The organism is Microbacterium sp. JZ37, from assembly GCF_035188445.1.
Classification (GTDB): domain Bacteria; phylum Actinomycetota; class Actinomycetes; order Actinomycetales; family Microbacteriaceae; genus Microbacterium; species Microbacterium barkeri.
The window spans coordinates 363,074-384,258 of sequence record NZ_CP045253.1 but is presented as its reverse complement, the minus strand read 5'-3'; the positions used below and the strand labels follow the sequence as shown (position 1 = coordinate 384,258).

Here is a 21,185-nt window from a genome sequence, read left to right as displayed (position 1 = left end):
GGGCGGGAGCGAGGGGATGGCCCCGGAGGTCACGAGCTGAGGACCGCGTCGCGCGACGCAACCTCGGCGGAGAGGCGGTTCGCCGGGCGCGGCAGGCCGTAGTGCTCGCGCAGGGTGCGCCCCGTGTACTCGGTGCGGAACAGCCCGCGCTCCTGCAGGATCGGCACGACCTTCTCCGCGAACGCCTCGAGCCCGGACGGCAGCACGGCGGGCATGATGTTGAACCCGTCCGCCGCGCCGGTCTCGAACCACTCCTGGATCGTGTCGGCGACCTGAACGGGGGTGCCGGTGAAGGTCCGGTGCCCGCGGCCCCCGCCCAGTCGCCCGATCAGCTCGCGGACGGTCAGGCTCTCGCGCCGGGCGAGCTGGACGATGAGTGTGTAGCGGCTCTTCGCCCCCTCGATCTCGTCCTCGTCAGGGAGGTCGTCGGGCAGCGGGCGGTCGAACGCGAGCGACTCGGGGTCGACGCGGAGGGTCCTCGCGAGCTGCTCGCGCGCATACTCCGGCCGGATGAGCCGATCGAGCTCGGCCTCCAGCTCACGGGCCTCCTCCTCCGTGTCGCCGAGGATCGGGACGATGCCCGGGAGGATCTTCACGTGGTCGGGGTCGCGGCCGTTCTCGACGGCCCGCCGCTTGACGTCGTCCGCGAAGGCCCGCGCCTCCTCGATCGTGGGCTGGGCGGTGAAGACCGCCTCGGCCCAGCGCCCCGCGAACGCCTTGCCGTCCTCGCTCGATCCGGCCTGGACGAGCACGGGGTACGCCTGGGGGCTCCGCGGCGCGTTGAGCGGGCCGTCCACACGGAAGTGCGGACCGCGATGGTCGATCGCGCGGACCCGGTCGGCGAGCGTGTGGACGCCCGCCGCCTTGTCGGCCACGACCGCGTCGTCCTCCCACGAGTCCCAGAGCTTCGTCGCGACGTCGAGGAACTCCGAGGCGCGCGCGTAGCGGTCGCGGTGCAGCGGCTGGTCCTCCAGGCCGAAGTTCCGAGCGGCCGCCTCCCCCGCGGTGGTGACGATGTTCCATCCCGCCCGGCCATCCGAGATCCAGTCGACCGACGAGAGGCGCCGGGCGAGATTGAACGGCTCGTTGTACGACGTCGACGCCGTCGCGATGAGCCCGATGCGCGAGGTCGTCACGGCGAGGGCCGCGAGCAGGACGGTCGGCTCGATGCGCCCTTGCGGCCGGCGCCCGACGTCCCCGAAGAGCACGGGCGAGTCCGCGAGGAACAGCGAGTCGAAGCGCGCGTCCTCCGCGATCCTGGCGAGCCGCTGATGATAGGCGAGGTCGAGCAGCGCGTGCGGATCCGCATCGGGCAGCCGCCAGGACGCCTCGTGGTGCCCCGTGTCGTGCAGGAACAGGTTCAGGTGCAGCTGTCGCGTGGTCATCTTTCCTCCTTGTCGGCCGCGGTGGCGGCACCGGGTTGCGGGGAGACCCCCAGAGACGCGAGCAGCTGCTCGCGGTAGCGCGCGAACGCAGGATCGTGCGGACTCCGGTCGCGCGGGAGCTCGATCGGGACGTCGAGGGCGAAGCGGCCCTTCTCGATGACGAGGACGCGGTCGGCGAGCAGGACCGCCTCATCGACGTCGTGCGTGACGAGGAGCACCGCGGGATGGTGGACATCGAGGAGGTTCCGCAGGAGGGCGTGCATCCGGATGCGCGTGAGCGCGTCGAGCGCGCCGAACGGCTCGTCTGCGAGGAGCAGCTGCGGCTCGCTCACGAGCGACCGCGCGAGCGCCGCGCGCTGCTGCTCGCCGCCGGACAGCTCGTGCGGCCAGGCGCGCTCGCGCCCCGCCAGCCCGACCTCGGCGAGGACGCCGCGTCCGCGTTCGGCGGCGCCCGCCCCGCTCTGCCCGAGGGTCACGTTCTCGAGCACGCGGAGCCACGGCAGCAGCCGGGAGTCCTGGAACACGAGCGACACGCGCTCGGGGACGAGGACCTCCCCGCCGCCGTCCACCCCGTCGTCGAGGCCGGCCACGGCGCGCAGGAGGGTGCTCTTCCCCGACCCGCTGCGCCCGATGAGGGCGACGAACTCGCCCCGCCCGATGCGCAGGTCGATGCCGCCGAGGACGGTCCGGCCGTCGAACCTCCGCGTCAGGCTCGAGATCTCGACCGCCGCGGTCAGCTGCCCAGGGTGCGTCGCCACGAGAGCGCCCTCCTCTCGAGCAGGCGGACGAGCGCATCCGAGGCGAAGCCGAATGCGCCGTACACGACGAGGCCGACCAGGATGATGTCGGACTGCGCGTACAGCTGCGCCTGAGACATCATGTAGCCGATTCCCGACGTGGCGTTGATGGTCTCGACGACGATGAGCGCCGTCCACGAGCCGACGACGGCGAGCCGGAATCCGACGAAGAACCCGGGGAGGGCGCCCGGCAGGAGGACCGAGCGCACGTACTGGCGTCGGCTCAGCCCGAGGGATTCCGCGAGCTCGATGTAGCGCCGGTCGATGCCGGTCAGCCCGCTGTAGGTGTTGATGTAGACCGGAACGAGGACCCCGAGCGCGACGACGACGACCTTGAACTCCTCGCCGATGCCGAGCCACAGGATGAGGAGCGGGATCAGCGCGAGATTCGGGACCGCCCGCTTCACCTGCAGCGTCCCGTCGATGAGGGAGTCGCCGAGCCTGCTCAGACCCGCGAGCACGGCGAGCACGACGCCCGTGACGGTCCCCACCGCGAGTCCGAGCAGCGCGCGCCCCAGCGAGGTGGCGATGCTCTCCCCCAGCCGGCCGTCGGCGATGAGCTCGCCGGCCGTGCGGAGCACGGCATCCGGCCCGGTCAGCAGACGCGGATCGAGGAGGCCCGCCCACGCGGCGGCCTGCCAGACGATGAGCACGAGCAGAGGCCCCAGCAGGCGCGCGCCGGGGAGGCCGGGGCGGCGACCGAGTCGACGGCGACGGCCCTGGCGGACGAGCCCGGGCGCCGCGCCGACGGGCGCGGGGGCGATCGCGATGCGCCCCACGGGGCGGGCGATGGTGGTCATCGTGCGCCTCCTCGGTACTCGGCGGCCACGGCCGCGGCCGCGTCGCCCTCGAACCGGCGGTCGAACAGCACCTCGGCGTCGAAGGTCTCGATGAAACCGCCCTCAGCGAGGAGATCGATCGACGACTGCGCCCAGTCGACGGCGACATCCCAGTCCTCGGGGAACAGCGGGCGGTTGGCCGTCGCCCAGATGCGGTCGGCGTCCGCGGCCGTCACCCCCTCGGTGTCGACGTAGTAGAACTGCTTCCACGCGTCGGCGTTCTCCCAGGCCCAGACCTGGCCCTGCGCCCAGACGCGGATGTAGTCGCGCACCGCGCGCACGTTCTCCTCGTCGGCGAGCAGCTCGGTCGGCACCCAGAGGACGCTGAGCAGGTCCGGTTCCTCCGACGGGATGGCGATGGCGCCATCCGCCCCGTACTGATCGATGTACTTCGTGACGGCCGGCTCGCTGAGCGGCGCGACGTCGACCTGCCCCGACTGCAGCGCGGTGAGGAACTGCGTGCTCGGGAGGGGGACGAGCTCGACCTCGTCGTTCGCGATCCCCGCTGTCCGGAGAGTGCGGAGCACCGTGTCGCCCTGCGACTGCCCCTGCGAGAACGCGATCTTCTTGCCGCGGAAGTCGTCGAAGCCGTCGATGGAGGAGCCGGCGGCCGTCGCGTAGACGTACGACGGCTCGGGGCGCTCGAGCACCGCGACGATCGTCGCGTCGAACCCGATCGCGTGCGCCTGGATCGGCGGGATGATGGCGTTCTGCGCGATGTCTGCGGCGCCCGCCCGGAACGCCTGGATGACGTCGGGCCCGGCAGAGACGTTGACCCACTCGCCGACCGTGAACGCGGGGCCCTCGAGGTCGGCGCCCGCCGCCTCGAGCTGGAGCTGCGTCGTGCGGCCGGCGACGCGCAGCGTCGTGTCCGCTTCGGGCGCGCCGGACGGCAGGGCGGTCGTGTCGCGCTCGGCGCCGGCCGTCGCCCCCTGGCTGGCCGTCGCGCAGCCCGTCAGGGCCACGAGCGCCGCCGCGGTCATCATCACGACCGCCCGTCGGCTGATCGTCGATGTGCGGAGTGTCCCGTTCATTGCTGTCCTTCCCGTGCCTGTCGTCGAGTGCGTTGGGAGAGATCCTGGAAGCCGCGTCAGCCGCCGTCCAATGCCGTGAAGTCGGGAGACGCCTCATGAAGTCGCGTGTCTGCGCATTGCGGCATGTGACGCGCTGCCGAAGGGCCCGTCGACGGCGGGCGAGCGCTCACCGGGCGGCTGAATCCCACTCACCGGGAGAACGGCCCGGCTCCGTGCCGGGGCTCTGACAGCATGTCCCGGTGCATCGTCGCGCACGGGGGCGCGGCGAGACGACCCGAGGAGACGACGACGTCATGACCGAGACCGCCGCGCCATCCGCGCGCACCCGCAGCCGCACCTGGATCGGCATCCTCTGCTTCCTCATCGTGGTGTTCGAGGGGTACGACATCGTCGCCCTGGGCGCCACGATCCCGGTGCTGACCGATCCCGCCATCGGGGGCTTCTCGGTCGGCGAGATGAACCTCGTGAACACGGTCTCGCTCGTCGGGGTCGGGCTCGGCGCGGCGATGATGGGGCGCATCGCAGACCGCTTCGGCCGCCGCACGCCGCTTCTCATCGCGGTCGCCGTCTTCTCCGTCTTCACGATCGCGTTCCCGCTCATGCCCGATGCGGTGTGGATGGGCGCGAGCCGCCTCATCGCGGGCCTCGGTCTCGGCGGCTGCATGCCCGTGGCCCTCGCGATGATGCAGGAGGTCGCTCCGACGGGGCGGCGCGCGCTCGCGAACAACATCCCCATGATCGGCTACCACCTCGGGGCAGTGCTCGCCTCACTCGCGGGGCGGTTCGCCGGCGCGGAGTGGTCGCTCCTCTACTACCTCGGCGGTGGGCTCGGCGTCGTCCTCTTCGCCGTGCTCTGGCTGCGACTGCCCGAGACGGCCCCCGCCGAGCTGCGCGCGCAGGCCGAGCGCACGTCGATCGCCGACGTCCTGAAGCCGCGCTACGTGCGCTCCTCGATCGGACTCTGGGTCGCGACGTTCATGGGCCTCGTGCTCGTGTACGGCCTGAACGCGTGGCTGCCGAAGATCATGGGCGCAGCGGGCTACCCGGTCGCCGACTCGCTCATCATGCTGTTCGTGCTGAACCTCGGGGCCATCGCCGGGCTCGTCATCAGCGCCTTCGCGGCCGACGCCCGCGGCATCAAGGGCGTCGGCATGATCTGGTTCGGCGCCGCGGCGGTGCTCCTCGTCGTGCTGTCGATCCCGTTCGACTCGCAGCTCGTACTCACGACGGCGATCTTCGTCACGGGGGTCTTCGTCTTCAGCGCCCAGACCCTCATGTACGCGTTCGCGGGGCACGTCTATCCGCGCACCCTCGTCGCAACCGGCATCGGGCTCACCTCGGGCATCGGCCGTTTCGGCGCGATCGTGGGCCCCTGGGCGACCGGGCTCATGGTCGCGGCCGGAACCGCCTACCCCGGGGCGTTCTACCTCTACGCCGGCGCCGCGGTGCTCGCCGTGCTCGCCGTGCTGCAGATCCCGAGGCCCGGCGCCCGCGCCTGAGGGCGGACGCGCAGAAGCGCCCCGTCCGGCTCCGGATGACCCGCTCGGCCGGACGGGGCGCTTCTGCGCCGATCAGGCGCCGCGGAGGCGCTCGGCGAGGTAGGCGTGCAGGCCCTCGAGCGGGATGCGCTCCTGGCCCATCGTGTCGCGGTCGCGGACCGTGACCGCGCGGTCCTCGAGCGAGTCGAAGTCGACCGTGACGCAGAACGGCGTGCCGATCTCGTCCTGACGGCGGTAGCGGCGGCCGATCGCACCGGCGTCGTCGAAGTCGACGTTCCACGAGACCCGCAGCTGATCGGCGACCTCGCGGGCGAGCGGCGAGAGGCGCTCGTTGCGCGACAGCGGGAGGACGGCGACCTTGACCGGAGCGAGGCGCGGGTCGAGACGGAGCACGGTGCGGGTGTCGGTGCCGCCCTTCGCGTTCGGCACCTCCTCCTCGCGGTACGCGTCGACGAGGAACGCCATCATCGAGCGGGTGAGGCCGAACGACGGCTCGATGACGTACGGCACGTACTTCTCACCCGAGGCCTGGTCGAAGAACGAGAGGTTCGAGCCGGAGTGCTCGATGTGGTTCGACAGGTCGAAGTCGGTGCGGTTGGCGATGCCCATGAGCTCGCCCCAGCCCTTGCCCGCGAAGCCGAACTCGTACTCGACGTCGATCGTGCGGTCGGAGTAGTGCGCGCGCTCGCCGTCCGGGACGTCGAACTTGCGCATGTGCGCCGGGTCGATGCCGAGGTCGACGAACCAGTTCCAACATGCGTCGACCCAGTGCTCGAACCACTCGCCGGCCTCGGCCGGGGGCACGAAGAACTCGATCTCCATCTGCTCGAACTCGCGGGTGCGGAAGATGAAGTTGCCGGGCGTGATTTCGTTGCGGAACGCCTTGCCGACCTGGCCGACGCCGAACGGGGGCTTCTTGCGCGCGGCCGTCACGACGTTCGCGAAGTTCACGAAGATGCCCTGGGCCGTCTCGGGGCGCAGGTAGTGCAGACCCGACTCGTCGTCGACGACGCCCACGTAGGTCTTCATGAGGCCCGAGAACGAGCGCGGCTCGGTCCACTGGCCGCGCGTGCCGCAGTCGGGGCACACGATGTCGGCCATCCCGTTCTCGGGGGCACGGCCCTTCTTGGCCTCGTACGCCTCGATGAGGTGGTCCTCGCGGTGGCGCTTGTGGCACTGGAGGCACTCGACGAGCGGGTCGGTGAAGGTCGCGACGTGGCCGGACGCCTGCCAGACCTTGGTCGGCAGGATGATCGACGAGTCGAGGCCCACCATGTCGCCGCGGCCGCGCACGAACGTCTGCCACCACTGACGGCGGATGTTCTCCTTGAGCTCGGTGCCGAGGGGGCCGTAGTCCCACGCGGACCTCGAACCGCCGTAGATCTCGCCCGCTTGGAACACGAACCCGCGATGACGGGCGAGGGCGATGACTTTGTCGAGGCGGGACTGCTCGGCCACGGTGGCTCCAATGGTCGGAAAGGGGGCGAGGGCGCCGTGAGAGGTTCCGCGACGGGATCCGGGCACCCCCTCAATCCTAGTCCGCGGGTCCGGCGGGGTCGGCCTCCGCCGGGCCCGCGCCGAGCGCCGTGCCGCCGGCCTGCGCGCGGGCGAGCGCGTCCGAGATCGCAGCGGACGTGTGCGCGAGCTGGTTCAGGGCGACGAGGACGCGCGTCTGCGCCGCCGCGCCCTGCAGCAGCGCCCGCGCGACGGCATCCCGGGTGCCGTCCGTGCGGATGGACGCGATGTCCTCGCGGGCGAACTCGGCGAGCATCCGCGCGTACCGGGCGAGGGTCTCCCGCCCGAACGTGACGCCGACCGCCTCCGCATCGCGCAGGGCCGCGGAGAGCGCGTCGCGCGCGACGCTCGTCGCGTCGGGCCATCCGACATCGGCGAGCAGCCTCGGCACGCGCGCGTCCTGCCCGGCGTCGCCCGCGCGCAGCCCCGTCGCGATGAGCTGGCACTCCTCCATGATGTCCAGGAGCGGGACGCCGGGGTCGTCGATGCGCACGACGAGCGCCCGGATCCGCGCGATCGGCAGGTCGAACTCCTCCCGCAGCGTGCGCACGAGCGCGATCCGCTCGACGTGCCCCTCGCCGTAGACGGCGGTGGTCTGGTTGCGGAGCTCGCCGGGCGGCAGGATCCCTTCCCGGATCCAGAACTTGAGCGTCGCGGTCGATGTGCGGGTGCGCGCGGCCAGTTCGCTGAGCTTCATGCCCCTCCTCGGATAGCGCGGCGGCGCGGCGCTATCCAGGATGCGCCGCGTTGGATAGTGACTCTATCTTGTGAGCATGGACCCGCACGCGCTCCTCATCCCGATCCACGCGATCGCGGCATCGCTCGTCATCCTCCTCGCGCCGGTCAACATCCTCCGTCGTCGCAAGGACCGCGCCCACAAGACCCTCGGCCGCACGTGGGTCATCGCCATGTACCTCGTCTGCGTCTCGGGGATGTTCATCTACACGATCGGCGGCTTCACCGTCTTCCACGCGCTCGCGATCTTCACGTTCGCCACCACGACCTTCGGCGTGATCGCCATCCGCCGCGGCAATGTGCGCTCGCACATCGGCAACATGGTGGGCTCCTGGCTGGGCGCACTCGCCGCCGGCGCGTTCGCGGCATTCGTCCCCGGCCGCTTCATCCCCACGCTCGCCGTGTCGGACCCCGCGGTGCTCTGGTCGGCCGTCGCCGCGATCGTCATCGCCGCGACGGCGTGGGTCGCGTTCGTCCTCGCGCGCTTCGGCGCCCCGGCCCGCCGTCGCGTGCCGCGCGCAGCGCTCATCCGCTGACGGCGGGAGGCGTCACCGGGCCGCCTGCGCCGCTGCCGCGGCGCGCGCGAGCCACGCGGGCGTCGCGCCGGGCCGCTGCGGCGGCACGAGCCGCCCCGCCTCGCAGTCCTCGACGAGCTGACGCGCCCGGCGCTCGCGCGTGATCTCCTGCTTCGCCGACATGATCCAGTGGCGGACGGCCTTGCGATACCCCGGCGTCGCCTCGGCGAGGAAGGCGACCGCGCCCGGCGAGGCGTCGACGATCGCCTGGAGCGGGGCCGTGAGCTCGGCCTCGGGATTCTCGTGCGAGTACGTCCCGCTGCGCGCCTCGGTGCGGCGCTCGAACGCCGCGATGCCCGCGGGGTGCATCCGCCCCTCCGCGAGCAGCCGCTCGACGTGCGCGATGTTGACGCGCGACCAGGTGCTCCCGCGCTTGCGCGGGGTCCAGCGCTGCCGCCTCGAGTCGTCGTCGATCCTCTGCGAGACCGAGTCGATCCATCCGAAGCACAGCGCCTCGATCACGGCATCGCCCCACGTGAGCCCGCGGTCGGGCACATGCGCGAGCCGCAGGCCCATCCACAGCTCGGTCGCGGTGTCGTGGTTCCGCTCGAGCCACGCGCGGAACTCCGCGGCGTCGCGGAAGAACACGGCGGGCCGCTCGGGGGTCCCTCCCGGAGTGCCGGGCTCGGGGGAAGTGCTCACGCGAACAGGATGGCACGCGGCACCGACACCGACGCGACGGTGCGGATGGCGGGTGCCGATGGAGGGCGGATGGCGGGCGCCGATGTCCGGGACGGATGGCACGATGGGGGCATGGCAGCGGCTGCGGCGTCCTCTCCCCCGATCGGCATCGTGTTCCGTCCCCAGTCCCCGCCCGAGGAGCTCGTCGCCGTCGCGCGTGCCGCCGACGCCGCGGGGGTCGCGGAGCTGTGGCTCTGGGAGGACTGCTTCCTCGAAGGCGGCCTCGCGACCGCGACGGCGGCGCTCGTCGCGACCGAGCGGCTGAAGGTCGGCATCGGCCTGCTTCCCGTGCCGCTGCGGAACCCCGCGCTCGCGGCGATGGAGGTCGCCACGATCGAGCGACTCGCGCCGGGCCGGGTCATCGCCGGCTTCGGCCACGGCGTGCTCCCGTGGATGGGCCAGGTCGGCGCGAGGGTCGCGTCGCCCCTGACGCTGCTGCGCGAGTACGTCGGCGCCGTGCGCTCGCTCCTCGACGGGGATACCGTCGACGTGGCCGGGCGGTATGTGAAGCTCGACGGCATCTCGCTCGGATGGCCGCCCGCCACCGCGCCCGAGATCACGATCGGCGGGAGCGGGCCGAAGACCCTGCGCCTGGCCGGAGAGATCGGCGACTCGGTCCTGCTCGACGCCTCGATCGACGTCGAAGGCCTGCGTCGCGCACGGGCGATCATCGACGAGGGACGCGAGGCCTCGGGGCGCGGAGGCCGCGCCCGCGTGCGCGTCTACACGGAGATCGACCCTCGCGCCGATGCGCTCGAGAACCGCATCGCCGACCGCATCGCCGAGCTCGTCGACGCCGGGGCCGACGCCGTCGCGTTCCAGGGAACGGATGAGGCGCCCGACCCGAGGCCCCTGCTCGACGCGCTCCCGGGCTGAGCCGCGCTGGTCAGCCCCAGGGACTTCCGCCCTCGCCCGTCGTGAGCGGGCGGAGGTCGCGCGGCGGCGGCCACGGCAGCTCGATGAGCTCATAGGGCACGTCGATCGCGCCGAAGTCGTCGGTCTTCACGACGACGCGTCCGGGAGCGACGACGCCGCCCTCGAGCCGATCGGGAGAGAACTCGACCAGGCGGACGCGCACGTCGCGGCCATCCGGCCGGCGCAGCATCCACACATCCGCCATCCACGACAGACCCTGGCGCTCGAGCGCCTCCTCCGCCTCGAGCCAGTCGACCGAGCTCGTGACATCGGCGCCGAAGAGCGACACGGCGACCCAGCCGTCGCCATCCGGACGCACCCAGCCCACGAGCTCGCCGTCCGAGGCGCGGCGGTGCGGGATCCAGTCGGGCGTGATCATGTCCTCACCCTAGGCGGAGCCCGTGTCCGGAGCGGAGCCTAGGGTGGAGAAGGTGCGCGACGACGACAGACCCCGAAGCAGGCTCGCCCACCCGCCGCGCTGGCTCACGGTCGCCGTGCTCGCGTTCGCGGGCCTGTGCTCCGCGTTCATGTTCACGCTCGTCGTGCCGCTCCAGGCCGAGCTGCCGACGCTCCTCGACGCGTCGCGCGAGGACACCTCGTGGGTCATCACGATCACCCTGCTCGTCGCCGCCGTCGCGACGCCCATCTCCGGGCGTCTCGGCGACATGTACGGGAAGCGGCGGGTGATCGTCGTCCTGCTCGCGCTGCTCATCGTGGGCTCCCTCGTCGCGGCCCTCTCGAGCTCGATCGTCGGGGTGATCATCGGCCGCGCCCTGCAGGGAGCGGTGACCGGCGTCGTGCCGCTCGGCATCGCGATCATGCGCGATGTTCTGCCTCCCGACCGCCTCGGGACCTCCGTTGCGCTCATGAGCGCGACGATGGGAGTCGGCGGAGCCGTCGGCATGCCGGTCGCGGCGTACCTCGCGCTCAACGCCGACTGGCACTCCCTGTTCTGGCTCGCGGCCGCTCTCGGCGTCGTCGGGCTCGCGCTCGTCCTGGTCTACGTGCCGGAGGACATCCTGCGAGCGCCGGGCCGCCTCGACGTGGTGGGCGCGATCGGCCTCGCCCTCGGGCTCACCGGGCTGCTGCTGTTCGTCTCCCGCGGCGCGGAATGGGGATGGACGTCGCCCGCCGCGCTCACCAGTGTCATCGGCGGGCTCGTGGTGCTCGGCGTGTGGGGCGCGTACCAGCTGCGCACGCGCGACCCGCTCCTCGACCTGCGCGTCGCGGCTCGTCCAGCGGTGCTGTTCACGAACATCGCCGCGATCGGGATGGGCTTCGCGCTGTTCTCGTCGAACGTGACGTTCCCGCAGATGCTCGAGCTGCCGACGGAGACCGGGTCCGGTTTCGGGATGGACATGGTCGGCGCCGCGCTCATCGTCATGCCCGCGGGCCTCGTGATGATGGTGATCTCGCCGCTGTCCGGATGGCTCGAGCGCACGATCGGGCCGCGGCCGCTGTTCACGGGCGGCGCGTCGTTCATCGTGCTGGCCTACGTGTTCGTGCTGCTGTGGTCGAGCGAGATCTGGCACATCTTCGTGGCGAACCTCCTCATCGGCGTCGGGATCGGGTTCACGTTCGCCGCCATGCCGATGATCATCATGCGCGCCGTGCCCGCCGACGAGACCGGGGCGTCGAACGGCCTCAACGCGCTCTTCCGCTCGGTGGGAACGTCGAGCGCGTCCGCCGTCATGGGCGGCGTGCTCGCGGCCATGAGCGTCGAGGTCGGGGGCGCGACCATCCCCACGCGCGAGGCGTTCGAAGTCTGCTACTGGCTCGCGATCATCGCGGCCGCGGTCGCGGTGGCGCTGTCGCTCTTCATCCCGCGCCACCCGACCTCAGCCCATCCGTCGCTGCCGAGCTGACGGCCGTCCGGCTCACTCCCAGGGCATCGCCGCGGGGAGCTCGACGGAGAAGCGCTTGGCCAGCCACGCGGCCGCGAGCGGCACCCAGTGCGCAGCATCGTCGTCGATCATCGGCTCGGCAGGGGCGGTGGCGCGCGTCGCGAGCGAGAGGCCGTGCTGGCCCGCCTCGAAGGCGTGGAGCTCGAAGGGCACGCCGTGCGCGGCGCATGCCGACGCGAACTGGAGGGAATGCTCGACGGGCACGAGCGCGTCGGCGACCGTGTGCCATAGGAAGGTCGGCGGGGTCTGCGCGCTCACGTGCAGCGCGGGGCTCGCCGCGTCGAGCAGCTCGGGCGCCGGGTCGATCTCGCCGAAGTACGCGACGGCGGCCATCTCGCGGACGGCGCGCTCCGCGGGCGGCATGGCATCCAGACGGGCGTGCTGGAAGCGGTAGTCGCTGAGCGCGTAGCCCATGATGAGCGCGGCGGGCCGCAGCTCGTCCGGGGTCGCGTCGACCGCCTCGGTGACGAGGGCGTCATGCCATCGCGTGCCGTACATGCCGGCGTTGTGGCCGCCGGCGGAGAACCCCGCGATCGCGATGCGGTCGGCGTCGACGAGCCACTCCGCCGCCCGCGACCGGATGTGCTTCATCGCGAGGGCGACGTCGATGAGCGGGTTCGGGAAGACGCTGTGCGCGCGGGGCTCCATCGCGCGAGCATCGACGTTCCAGTCGAGCGGCCCGCCCGCGCCGTACACCGAGTAGCGCAGCACGAACGCGTGATACCCGAGCGCGGCGAACGCGAGGGCGACCGGCTCGGCCTCGCGATCGGAGCAGCCCATGTACGCTCCCCCGGGCAGGATCAGCACGGCGGGGCGGGCGCGGCCGTCGAGCAGCTCCGGGGAGTCGTCGAGAACGTACGTCGTGAGAGTCACGTCGTCGCGTCCGTCGTGGAGGGCGATGCGCTCGTGCTTCATGGTGCTCCTTCGCAGTCATGCCGCGGGTGCGGCGTCTCCAGCATCGCGTTCCCGCGCGATCGGCGCCATTCGCCTCTCCCGCATGCGCATGAGGCGACGGCTCACACGAGACGCAGATCGGCCTCGATCGCCTGCGTCGCCGCGATCAGACGCGGGAGGTGCTCGGCCCGGAGGCGCTCGATCGGAATGCGCGCGGCGCTCGCGGACACGTTCACCGCTGCGACAACCCGGCCATCCCGGCCGCGCACGGGAGCCGCGACCGATCGCACGCCCGACTCGAGCTCGCCATCCGTGATCGCGAATCCCGCGGCCGCGACCTCGTCGAGCCGGCGCGCGAGGGCCGATCGGTCGGTGATCGTGCGCTCGGTGAGGGGCTCGAGAGCGGATGCCGCGAGCAGGGCATCGCGCTCATCCTGCGGCAGGTGCGCGAGCAGCACGCGGCCCATGCTCGTGGCGTAGGCCGGGAAGCGGGTGCCGATCGTGATCGCGACGCTCATGATCCGACGCGTCGGAACGCGCGCGACGTAGACGATGTCGCCGCCGTCGAGGACGGCCGCCGAGACGCTCTCGTCGACCTCGCGCGAGAGCCGCTCGAGGTGGGGCTGGACGATCTCGGGCAGCGACAGCGCGGAGAGGTAGCTGAAGCCGAGCTCGAGGACGCGCGGGGTGAGCGCGAACTCCCGCCCCGTGCTGCGGACGTACCCGAGGGTCTCGAGGGTGAGCAGGAACCGCCGGGCGGCTGCGCGGGTCATCTCCGTCCGGGCGGCGACCTCGCTCAGAGTGAGGCTCGGGTGCTCCGCGTCGAACGAGCGGATGACCGCGAGACCGCGCGCGAAGGACTGGACGAAGTCGCCGCGGCCCTCTTCGACGTCGTTCGTGCTCATCCTCGCGACCCTATCGCCCTCCGGACCACCCCATGTCTCACGCGGTGCGGCCATCCGGGCCCGAAACCCGCGTGGAATGAGACATGAGGGTGGTGGCGGCGCTTCCGTGTCTCACGCGGTGCGGCCATCCGGGCCCGAAACCCGCGTGGAATGAGACATGGGGGTGGTGGCGGGGCTTCCGTGTCTCACGCGGTGCGGCCATCCGGGCTCCATTCCCACGCCAACCGAGACATGCACGACCCCCGGTCCCGCGCACGTCGGCTGCGGCTCAGCGCTCGAGGACGACGGCCAGCCCCTGCCCGACGCCGATGCAGAGAGCGGCGACCGCCACTCCCCCGCCCCGGCGCTTGAGCTCATGCGCGGCGTGCCCGATGATGCGTCCGCCCGAGGCGCCGAGCGGATGCCCGATCGCGATCGCACCGCCGTGGATGTTCACGCGCTCGGGGTCGATATCCCACTGACGGATGCACGCGAGGCTCTGCGAGGCGAACGCCTCGTTGAGCTCGACGAGGTCGACGTCGGCCCACGTCTTCCCCGCTCGGCGGAGGGCGATGTTCGCCGCCTCGACCGGCGCGACGCCGAAGAGGTGCGGCTCGTTTCCGAAGGCGCCTCGGCCGGCGATGCGCGCGAGCGGCTCGGCGTCGATGGCCCCCTCGGCGCCGAGGAGCACGGCCGACGCCCCGTCGTTGATCGACGAGGAGTTGCCCGCGGTGACCGTGCCGCCCTGCTTGAACAGCGCCTTGAGGCCGCCGAGCTTCTCAACGGTCGAGCCGTCGCGGATGCCCTCGTCGCGGGCGAGCTCATGCCCGTCGACCTGCACGATCTCCGCGTCGTAGCGACCCTCGGCCCACGCGCGGGCCGCGAGCTCGTGGCTGCGCACGGAGAAGGCATCCTGGTCATCACGCGAGATGCCGTAGGTCTCGGCCAGCAGCTCGGCGCTCTCGCCGTTCGAGATCGTCCATTCCCGCGGCAGAGCGGGGTTGATCATCCGCCATCCGATCGACGTGTTCCACATCGTCTGGTTTCCGACCGCCGGGAACGGCTTGGCCGACTTCTCCACGACGAACGGCGCGCGGCTCATCGACTCGACCCCGCCCGCGAGCACGATCCGGTCATCGCCGGCCTCGATCGCGCGCGAGCCCTGGATGACCGCCTCGACCGACGAGCCGCAGAGGCGGTTCACCGTCGCGCCGGGCACCGTCACGGGGAACCCCGCGAGCAGCGCGCCGAAGCGCGCGACGTTGCGGTTGTCCTCGCCGGCCTGATTCGCGTCGCCGAACACGACGTCGTCGATCCGTGCGGGGTCGAGACCCGTGCGGTCCACGGTCGCCCTCATGACGACGGCGGCGAGGTCGTCGGGCCGCACCCCCGACAGCGCTCCACCCGCGCGCCCGAACGGGGTGCGGACGGCGTCGTAGACGAAGCTCGCGGTCATGCCGCCACCTCCTGCAGAGAGAGCCCGGTGAGGGACTCGAGGCCCTCGATCGTGTTGTCGCCGAAGGGCTCCCGCACGCGGAAGCCCTCGTCGGTCACATCGAACACCGCGTGATCGGTGTAGACCCGCGTGACGCAGCCGACGCCGGTGAGGGGATACGTGCAGGCGGCCACGAGCTTCGACTCGCCCTGCTTCGTGAGCAGGTCGGTCATGACGAACACCTGCTTCGCGCCGATCGCGAGGTCCATCGCGCCGCCCACGGCGGGGATGGCCCCGGGCGCGCCGGTCGACCAGTTCGCGAGGTCGCCGCGCTCGGACACCTGGAACGCGCCGAGCACGCAGATGTCGAGGTGCCCGCCCCGCATCATCGCGAACGAGTCGGCGTGGTGGAAGTAGGCCGCCCCCGGCAGCGCGGTCACGGGCTGCTTGCCGGCGTTGATGAGGTCGGGGTCCACCCGGTCGGCGGCAGGGGCCTCGCCCATGCCGAGCAGGCCGTTCTCTGTGTGCAGGATGATCTCCTGATCGGATGGCAGGAAGTTCGCCACGAGGGTGGGCGCGCCGATTCCGAGGTTCACGTAGGAGCCCTCGGGGATGTCGGCGGCGATCCGTGCCGCGAGATCGTCGCGGCTGATGCGGGTGGTCATCGTGCGGCCTCCTCGGCGAGCGGGCGTCCCTCGATGTCGACGCCTCCGACGAAGACGCCGTCGCGCAGCCACGCGCGCTCGCCGACCGCCACGACGCGGTCCACGAAGAGACCTGGGGTCACGACCGTCTCGGGGTCGAGCGCTCCGAGCTCGACGACCTCGTCGACCTGGACGATCGTCGTCGTGGCGGCCGTCGCCATGATCGGCCCGAAGTTGCGCGCTGTCTCGCGGTAGACGAGGTTGCCCCAGCGGTCGGCGCGGTGCGCGCTGATGAGGGCGACGTCGGCTCTGATCGGATACTCCAGGACGTACGTGCGCCCGTCGATGTCGCGGTGCTCCTTGCCCTCCGCCAGCTGCGTGCCCACGCCCGTGGGCGAGAAGAAGGCGCCGATCCCCGCGCCGGCGGCGCGGATCCGCTCGGCGAGATTGCCCTGGGGCACGAGCTCGAGCTCGATCTCGCCCGCGCGGTACAGGCCGTCGAAGACCCAGGAGTCGCTCTGACGAGGGAAGGAGCAGACGATCCGGCGCACGCGTCCCGCCGCCAGGAGCGCCGCAAGGCCGGTGTCCCCGTTGCCGGCGTTGTTGTTCACGATCGTGAGGTCGCGGGCTCCGTGCGCGATGAGCGCGTCGATGAGCTCGACGGGCTGTCCGGCGCGCCCGAAGCCGCCGATCATGACGGTCGCGCCGTCCGCGATCCCCGCGACGGCGTCCTCGACGCTCGCGACGGTCTTGTCGATCACCGGTTCCTCCTCGATCGGTTCGCTGTGCGAACGCATGTTCGCTATACGGCCAGTGTAGCGAGCGGATGTCCGCCGCGCGAGCCCCGGGCGCACGCCGCGTCGGACCCGTGGTGCGGATGTCGCCTGCCGGGGACGACACGCGCACGCGAGCCCCAGCCATCCGATTGCGCGTACGGGGCCGGGGCCGGGGGCCGACGGCCGACCATCCGTCACTCTTCGACATGCGATGCGGAAGTCGCACCGTGCTCGCGATACCGTCGCGACGGCGGGCACGCCCGCAGAAGGAGCGAGGAGCAGCATGACGACCATCGAGACGACGACCGCCGGCAGCCTGCCGCGCACGAAGGCCCTCATCGAGGCCAACGCCGCGCGCACGTTCGAGGAGGACGGCTTCACGCTCACGTCGACGCCCGAGTACGAGGCGCTCGTCGCGGAGGCCGTGCGCGATGTCGTCGAGCGCCAGCGCGCGGTCGGGATCACGCAGCCGGGAGACGGCGAGTTCGGCAAGGCGATGTCGAGCCCCGTCGACTACGGCGCGTGGTGGGGCTACTCGTTCCAGCGCGTCGACGGCCTCTCGCTCACCGAGGTGAACGCGTTCAACGAGCCGCCCCGCCGCTCCGAGCCGGGCAACATCGTGCTCACGTCGTTCCTCGACCGCCGCGACCGCCAGGCCTTCGCCGAGGTGTACCAGGACCCGGAGAACGGCGTCGAGACCGGACGGACGGCCACGGCGTTCCCCACGACGACGGGCCCGATCTCGTACCGCGGGCAGGCCGCGACCGCGGCGGATGTCCGCCACCTCGCCGACGCGCTCGGCGAGGGCGAGACCGGATTCCTCACGGCGATCGCGCCGGGTTCCGCCGCACGCGTGCGCAACGACTACTACGCGACCGAGCTCGAGCACATCCGCGCGTGGACGGACGCGCTGAAGGAGGAGTACCGGGCGATCACGGACGCCGGTCTCATCCTGCAGCTCGACGATCCGTCGCTCGCGGAGAACTGGGACCAGATCAACCCCGAGCCGAGCGTCGAGGACTACCTCGCGTTCACCCAGATCCGCATCGACGCGATCAACGAGGCCATCGCCGGGCTGCCCAGGGAGCAGGTGCGCCTGCACCTGTGCTGGGGCTCATGGCATGGGCCTCACACGACCGACATCGAGCTCAAGCACATCCTCCGCACCGTGCTCGGCGCGAAGGTCGGCCAGATCTCGTTCGAGGCGGCCAACGTGCGCCACGAGCACGAATGGGCGGTGTGGGAGGAGAACAGCGATCTCATCCCCGACGACCTCGTCCTCGTGCCGGGCGTCGTGGGTCACTCGACGAACCTCGTCGAGCATCCGGACCTCGTCGCGCAGCGCATCGAGCGCTTCGCGCGCATCGTCGGCCCCGACCGCGTGATCGCCGCGACCGACTGCGGCCTGGGCGGCCGCGTCCACGAGCAGATCGCGTGGGCCAAGCTCGAGGCGCTCGGCGAGGGCGCGCGCCGCGCCGCGAAGCGGGTCTGACGGCCCCGGGTTCGCCGCGAAACGCGGCGAACACGCGACCGGCCCCGCCCGTCAGCGCGCCCGGGCTCGCGACCGAGGACGCGCGGGCGGGATCGGCGGGGCCGGGACGGGGGCGCCGACGTGCCCGACGAGCTCGCCGATGCCCTCGACCGTCATCCGCACCTCGTCGCCCTCGCGCAGCGGCGGCAGGGTGCTGCCGCGCCCCCAGAGCTCGCCGAGGCAGCCGCCGTTGCCGACGGTGCCCGAGCCGAGCACGTCCCCCGGGACGACGCGCGCATTGCGCGAGGCGTACGCGACGAGCTCGGCGAAGGGCCATCCCATGTTCGACACGAGATCCTCGCCGTACCGCTCGCCGTTGACGGACACCTCGGCGCGCAGGGCGAGGAAGCCGTCCTCGTCGCGGAAGCGCTCGAGCTCGTCGGCCGTGACGATCCACGGGCCGAGGCTCGTGGCGAAGTCCTTGCCCTTGCACGGCCCGAGGCGCACCTTCATCTCCCGCGACTGCAGGTCGCGGGCCGACCAGTCGTTCATGATCGTGTAGCCGAAGATCACGGCGTCCGCCTCGACCGGCGAGAGGTTGGCACCTGCGCCGCCGAGCACCGCGGCGACCTCGAGCTCGAAGTCGAGGCGCTGCGTCTCGGGCGGGGCGATCGTCTCGCCCGGACCGGCGATCGTGTGCGGGTTCGTGAAGTAGAACGTCGGCGCCTGGTACCACTCGGGCACGACCTCGCTCTTGCCGTCGACCGACGCGCTGACCCCCTCGACGTGCTCCTCGAACGCGACGAAGTCCCGCACGGAGGCCGGCGACAGCGGCGCGCGCAGCGTCACGTCGGCGAGGGGCGCGACCGGATGGCCCGCGCGCTCGCGAAGCGCGGGGAGCGCCCCGAGCCCTGCGGCGAGCACGTCGCCCACCGTGAGCGCGTCGGGGAACGGGATGACCCCCGCGTCCTCGATGAAGCCGTCCTCCTCGCGGCCGGCGCGCGTCCACCGCCCGATCCTCATGCCCGCGCCTCCGCGACCGGAGAGCTCGCGGCATCCGCCCCGCGCACGCCCGCGGCGAGCGCGTCCGCCGTGCGGGAGAGCACGGCATCGGCATCCGCGAGCCCGGCCCCCTGCACGAAGCCGACGGGGTCGTCGAGCCCCATGTCGAACGGGAAGTCGCTGCCGAGCACGACACGGTCGGCCCCCGCGACCTCGACGAGCGCGCGCAGCGTGCGCTCGTCGTGCACGACCGTGTCGAACCAGAGCCGGCGCAGGTACGTCGACGGCGGCTCGGCGCAGCCCCGCGCCTCGGGGCGCACCGCCCACGCGCGATCCGAGCGGCCGATCACCGTCGGCAGGTAGCCCCCGCCGTGCGCGGCCACGATCCGCAGCTCCGGATGGCGGTCGAGCACGCCCGCGAAGATGAGGTGCGAGAGCGCGACGGCGTTCTCGGTCGGCTGCCCCACGGTGTTCGAGAGGTAGAACCGGTCGAGGCGCTCGTCGAGCGAGCATCCGAACGGGTGCAGGAACACGATCGCGCCGAGCTCGGCGGCGCGGGCCCAGAACGGCTCGAGCCGCTCGTCCGACAGCTCGACGTCTCCCGCGAACGAGGAGATCTCGACCCCGAGCAGCTCGTGCGCGAGAACCGCGTCGTCGAGGCACTCGACGAGACGCGACGGGTGCTGCAGCGGCACGGCGCCGAGCCCGCGGAGGCGGTCGGGGCGGTCGCGATGTGCGCCGCGATCTGCCGGTTCGCCTCCTTCGCGATCCACACGCCGAGCTCCTCGTCGGCCCACGGATGGAAGTGGTTCGGCGACGGGCTCACCCACTGCTGCGCGACCCCCTGCTCGTCCATGGCCACGATGCGCGCGGCCGGGTCGGTGAGCAGCGGGATGCGCGCGCCGATCATGCGGCCGGATGCGGCCAGGCTCTCCGGCCCGTTGCGGCGCGCGTCGAGCGCGTTCGCGGCCGCGAAGCCGTCGGGGTCGCGGCGCGCGACCTCCTCCTGCAGTGCGGGCAGAAGGAGGTGCGCGTGGACGTCGATCGCGCCGCTCATGCGGGCTGCGCCATCTGCTGCGCGACGCCGAAGATGAGGCCGGCCGCGTCGGCGTCGCGGTTGTGCTCGAGCTGCCAGCGTCCGAGCTGCACCGACGCCTCGACGACCGCGGTCGCACGCGGCACGCGGCGCGCATGGAACGCGTCCCAGAGGCCCTGGTCCACGGCGTCGGCGGCGATGAGGAGCTCAGCGAGCACGATCCCGTCCTCCATCGCCTGCGCGGCGCCCTGGGCGACCGTGGGCGGGCAGCTGTGCGCCGCGTCGCCGATGACGACCGTGCGGCCGCGGTTCCACGCGCCGTCGAGGATGTGCGCCGTGAACCACGTGTAGTTGATGCGGCTCGACTCGGACAGGCTCTCGCGGATGGCGTTCCACGGGCCGCCGTAGGCCGCCGAGAGCCCCTTCATGATCTCCACGGCCTCCGCCGGGGCGACGCCGAAGCGATCCTGCGCGTCCTCGACGAGGAACGCGTACATCGTGTCCTCGCCCGTGGGCGTGTAGCCGGCGATGTACGCGGGGCCGCCGTAGTACAGCTGGCTCTGCGTGACCTCGGCCGGCCGCGGGACGAAGGCGCGCCAGATGCCCATGCCCGTGTGCTCGGGCTGGGTCTCGATGCCGATCAGCTCGCGCACGGTCGAGTGGATGCCGTCGGCCCCGATGAGCAGGTCGTACTCGCCGACCGGCGCGCCGCCGACGTCGACGAGCACCCCGCCCTCGGTCTCGCGCACGCCGGTGACCTTCGCGCCGTAGTGCACGCGCACGCCGAGCGACTCGGCGCGCTCGACGAGGATGCGCGCGAGGTCGGGCCGGTACATGCCCATGCAGGCGGGGAAGTCGGGGCCGCCGGTCTTCACCTCGGGAAGCTCGGCGATGACGGGCGCGTCCGGGCCGGGCGCGCGCAGGGTGAGCCCCTCGAACGGGTAGCCCTGGGCTGCGGCCTGCTCCCACACCCCCAGGCGGCCGAGAGCGCGCAGCGCATTGCCCTGCAGCGTGATCCCGGAGCCGAGCGCCGACAGCTCGGGCTTGAGCTCGTACACGTCGACGGAGACGCCGGCCTCGGCGAGCGGGATCGCGGCGGCCATGCTGGCGGCGCCGCACCCGGCGATCGCGACCTTCGTCACTGCGGTCATGGAAGAACCTCCT

At 72.3% G+C, this 21,185-nt stretch carries 20 protein-coding genes and 1 pseudogene; 5 read left to right on the top strand and 16 right to left on the bottom strand.

What is annotated here, in order from left to right; genetic code table 11:
* Positions 1-29: 29 nt before the first annotated feature.
* Genes GC092_RS01775 through GC092_RS01760 form a run of 4 tightly spaced genes read right to left on the bottom strand, consistent with a single transcriptional unit; the run spans position 30 to position 4,055 of the window.
* Complete coding sequence (locus GC092_RS01775; protein ID WP_324013747.1) at positions 30-1,385, bottom strand: LLM class flavin-dependent oxidoreductase; 1,356 nt, start codon at positions 1,383-1,385, stop codon at positions 30-32.
* Positions 1,382-2,143, bottom strand: coding sequence for an ABC transporter ATP-binding protein (locus GC092_RS01770; protein ID WP_416383285.1), 762 nt, complete (start codon positions 2,141-2,143; stop codon positions 1,382-1,384). The genes GC092_RS01775 and GC092_RS01770 overlap by 4 nt, the downstream gene beginning before the upstream one ends.
* Positions 2,119-2,982: an ABC transporter permease gene (locus tag GC092_RS01765; protein WP_271172939.1), complete on the bottom strand. Its 864-nt coding sequence runs from the start codon at positions 2,980-2,982 to the stop codon at positions 2,119-2,121. The genes GC092_RS01770 and GC092_RS01765 overlap by 25 nt, the downstream gene beginning before the upstream one ends.
* Positions 2,979-4,055 carry an ABC transporter substrate-binding protein gene (locus GC092_RS01760; RefSeq protein ID WP_324013744.1) on the bottom strand — a complete coding sequence of 359 codons (1,077 nt, stop codon included), beginning with the start codon at positions 4,053-4,055 and terminating at the stop codon, positions 2,979-2,981. Before GC092_RS01760 ends, GC092_RS01765 begins: the two co-directional genes overlap by 4 nt.
* 293 nt (positions 4,056-4,348) lie before the next feature.
* On the opposite strand from GC092_RS01760, the gene GC092_RS01755 reads away from it, so the two are divergent.
* A complete protein-coding gene (locus GC092_RS01755; RefSeq protein ID WP_324013742.1) occupies positions 4,349-5,554 on the top strand; it encodes an MFS transporter in 1,206 nt (401 codons plus the stop codon).
* Between the two features lie 72 nt (positions 5,555-5,626).
* Here GC092_RS01755 and GC092_RS01750 read toward each other — a convergent pair whose 3' ends face one another.
* Together GC092_RS01750 and GC092_RS01745 are read right to left on the bottom strand one after the other, a co-directional pair.
* Complete coding sequence (locus GC092_RS01750; RefSeq protein ID WP_324013740.1) at positions 5,627-7,012, bottom strand: glycine--tRNA ligase; 1,386 nt, start codon at positions 7,010-7,012, stop codon at positions 5,627-5,629.
* Positions 7,013-7,088: 76 nt separating this feature from the next.
* Positions 7,089-7,766 carry a MerR family transcriptional regulator gene (locus GC092_RS01745; protein ID WP_324013738.1) on the bottom strand — a complete coding sequence of 226 codons (678 nt, stop codon included), beginning with the start codon at positions 7,764-7,766 and terminating at the stop codon, positions 7,089-7,091.
* Between the two features lie 76 nt (positions 7,767-7,842).
* On the opposite strand from GC092_RS01745, the gene GC092_RS01740 reads away from it, so the two are divergent.
* Complete coding sequence (locus tag GC092_RS01740; protein WP_324013736.1) at positions 7,843-8,340, top strand: DUF2306 domain-containing protein; 498 nt, start codon at positions 7,843-7,845, stop codon at positions 8,338-8,340.
* A 12-nt stretch (positions 8,341-8,352) separates the two neighbouring features.
* Here GC092_RS01740 and GC092_RS01735 read toward each other — a convergent pair whose 3' ends face one another.
* Positions 8,353-9,021 (bottom strand): YdeI/OmpD-associated family protein, encoded by a 669-nt coding sequence (locus GC092_RS01735; protein ID WP_324013734.1) that lies wholly within the window; start codon positions 9,019-9,021, stop codon positions 8,353-8,355.
* A 9-nt stretch (positions 9,022-9,030) separates the two neighbouring features.
* On the opposite strand from GC092_RS01735, the gene GC092_RS01730 reads away from it, so the two are divergent.
* Complete coding sequence (locus GC092_RS01730) at positions 9,031-9,936, top strand: LLM class flavin-dependent oxidoreductase (RefSeq protein WP_324013732.1); 906 nt, start codon at positions 9,031-9,033, stop codon at positions 9,934-9,936.
* Positions 9,937-9,946: 10 nt separating this feature from the next.
* On the opposite strand, the gene GC092_RS01725 is transcribed toward GC092_RS01730, so the two are convergent.
* Positions 9,947-10,354 (bottom strand): hypothetical protein, encoded by a 408-nt coding sequence (locus GC092_RS01725; RefSeq protein ID WP_282978781.1) that lies wholly within the window; start codon positions 10,352-10,354, stop codon positions 9,947-9,949.
* Between the two features lie 52 nt (positions 10,355-10,406).
* Here GC092_RS01725 and GC092_RS01720 point away from each other — a divergent pair, with 52 nt between their 5' ends.
* Complete coding sequence (locus tag GC092_RS01720; RefSeq protein WP_324013731.1) at positions 10,407-11,840, top strand: MFS transporter; 1,434 nt, start codon at positions 10,407-10,409, stop codon at positions 11,838-11,840.
* A 12-nt stretch (positions 11,841-11,852) separates the two neighbouring features.
* Here the strand turns inward: GC092_RS01720 and GC092_RS01715 are convergent, their stop codons facing one another.
* The 5 genes from GC092_RS01715 to GC092_RS01695 form a co-directional block, all read right to left on the bottom strand.
* On the bottom strand, positions 11,853-12,794 hold the full coding sequence (locus tag GC092_RS01715; protein WP_324013729.1) for an alpha/beta hydrolase: 942 nt from the start codon (positions 12,792-12,794) through the stop codon (positions 11,853-11,855).
* Positions 12,795-12,895: 101 nt separating this feature from the next.
* Positions 12,896-13,678, bottom strand: a complete 783-nt coding sequence (locus tag GC092_RS01710) for an IclR family transcriptional regulator domain-containing protein (protein WP_324013727.1) — start codon at positions 13,676-13,678, stop codon at positions 12,896-12,898.
* Positions 13,679-13,946: 268 nt separating this feature from the next.
* A complete protein-coding gene (locus GC092_RS01705; protein ID WP_324013726.1) occupies positions 13,947-15,113 on the bottom strand; it encodes a thiolase family protein in 1,167 nt (388 codons plus the stop codon).
* A complete protein-coding gene (locus tag GC092_RS01700; protein WP_324013724.1) occupies positions 15,110-15,757 on the bottom strand; it encodes a 3-oxoacid CoA-transferase subunit B in 648 nt (215 codons plus the stop codon). The genes GC092_RS01705 and GC092_RS01700 overlap by 4 nt, the downstream gene beginning before the upstream one ends.
* The gene (locus GC092_RS01695) at positions 15,754-16,497 is read right to left on the bottom strand and encodes a 3-oxoacid CoA-transferase subunit A (RefSeq protein WP_324013722.1); all 744 of its coding nucleotides are present in this window, start codon (positions 16,495-16,497) and stop codon (positions 15,754-15,756) included. Before GC092_RS01695 ends, GC092_RS01700 begins: the two co-directional genes overlap by 4 nt.
* A gap of 298 nt (positions 16,498-16,795) precedes the next feature.
* On the opposite strand from GC092_RS01695, the gene GC092_RS01690 reads away from it, so the two are divergent.
* Entirely contained in the window at positions 16,796-18,004 is a 1,209-nt protein-coding gene (locus GC092_RS01690) for a cobalamin-independent methionine synthase II family protein (RefSeq protein WP_324013720.1), read from the top strand.
* A 51-nt stretch (positions 18,005-18,055) separates the two neighbouring features.
* On the opposite strand, the gene GC092_RS01685 is transcribed toward GC092_RS01690, so the two are convergent.
* From GC092_RS01685 to GC092_RS01675, 3 genes and pseudogenes are all read right to left on the bottom strand, one after another.
* Positions 18,056-19,006 (bottom strand): fumarylacetoacetate hydrolase family protein, encoded by a 951-nt coding sequence (locus tag GC092_RS01685; protein ID WP_324013718.1) that lies wholly within the window; start codon positions 19,004-19,006, stop codon positions 18,056-18,058.
* Positions 19,003-20,042 (bottom strand): annotated as a pseudogene (locus GC092_RS01680) (amidohydrolase family protein). Before GC092_RS01680 ends, GC092_RS01685 begins: the two are co-directional and overlap by 4 nt.
* The gene (locus GC092_RS01675; RefSeq protein WP_271172957.1) at positions 20,039-21,172 is read right to left on the bottom strand and encodes an FAD-dependent monooxygenase; all 1,134 of its coding nucleotides are present in this window, start codon (positions 21,170-21,172) and stop codon (positions 20,039-20,041) included. Before GC092_RS01675 ends, GC092_RS01680 begins: the two are co-directional and overlap by 4 nt.
* Positions 21,173-21,185 lie beyond the last annotated feature (13 nt).

What these genes read in the sequence shown, in the direction of transcription:
- GC092_RS01775 (WP_324013747.1), bottom strand. Translation starts at nt 1,385, where the DNA reads ATGACCACGCGACAGCTGCACCTGAACCTGTTCCTGCACGACACGGGG.
- GC092_RS01765 (WP_271172939.1), bottom strand. Translation starts at nt 2,982, where the DNA reads ATGACCACCATCGCCCGCCCCGTGGGGCGCATCGCGATCGCCCCCGCG.
- GC092_RS01760 (WP_324013744.1), bottom strand. Translation starts at nt 4,055, where the DNA reads ATGAACGGGACACTCCGCACATCGACGATCAGCCGACGGGCGGTCGTG.
- GC092_RS01755 (WP_324013742.1), top strand. Translation starts at nt 4,349, where the DNA reads ATGACCGAGACCGCCGCGCCATCCGCGCGCACCCGCAGCCGCACCTGG.
- GC092_RS01745 (WP_324013738.1), bottom strand. Translation starts at nt 7,766, where the DNA reads ATGAAGCTCAGCGAACTGGCCGCGCGCACCCGCACATCGACCGCGACG.
- GC092_RS01740 (WP_324013736.1), top strand. Translation starts at nt 7,843, where the DNA reads ATGGACCCGCACGCGCTCCTCATCCCGATCCACGCGATCGCGGCATCG.
- GC092_RS01730 (WP_324013732.1), top strand. Translation starts at nt 9,031, where the DNA reads ATGGCACGCGGCACCGACACCGACGCGACGGTGCGGATGGCGGGTGCC.
- GC092_RS01725 (WP_282978781.1), bottom strand. Translation starts at nt 10,354, where the DNA reads ATGATCACGCCCGACTGGATCCCGCACCGCCGCGCCTCGGACGGCGAG.
- GC092_RS01715 (WP_324013729.1), bottom strand. Translation starts at nt 12,794, where the DNA reads ATGAAGCACGAGCGCATCGCCCTCCACGACGGACGCGACGACGTGACT.
- GC092_RS01710 (WP_324013727.1), bottom strand. Translation starts at nt 13,678, where the DNA reads ATGAGCACGAACGACGTCGAAGAGGGCCGCGGCGACTTCGTCCAGTCC.
- GC092_RS01705 (WP_324013726.1), bottom strand. Translation starts at nt 15,113, where the DNA reads ATGACCGCGAGCTTCGTCTACGACGCCGTCCGCACCCCGTTCGGGCGC.
- GC092_RS01700 (WP_324013724.1), bottom strand. Translation starts at nt 15,757, where the DNA reads ATGACCACCCGCATCAGCCGCGACGATCTCGCGGCACGGATCGCCGCC.
- GC092_RS01690 (WP_324013720.1), top strand. Translation starts at nt 16,796, where the DNA reads ATGACGACCATCGAGACGACGACCGCCGGCAGCCTGCCGCGCACGAAG.
- GC092_RS01685 (WP_324013718.1), bottom strand. Translation starts at nt 19,006, where the DNA reads ATGAGGATCGGGCGGTGGACGCGCGCCGGCCGCGAGGAGGACGGCTTC.
- GC092_RS01675 (WP_271172957.1), bottom strand. Translation starts at nt 21,172, where the DNA reads ATGACCGCAGTGACGAAGGTCGCGATCGCCGGGTGCGGCGCCGCCAGC.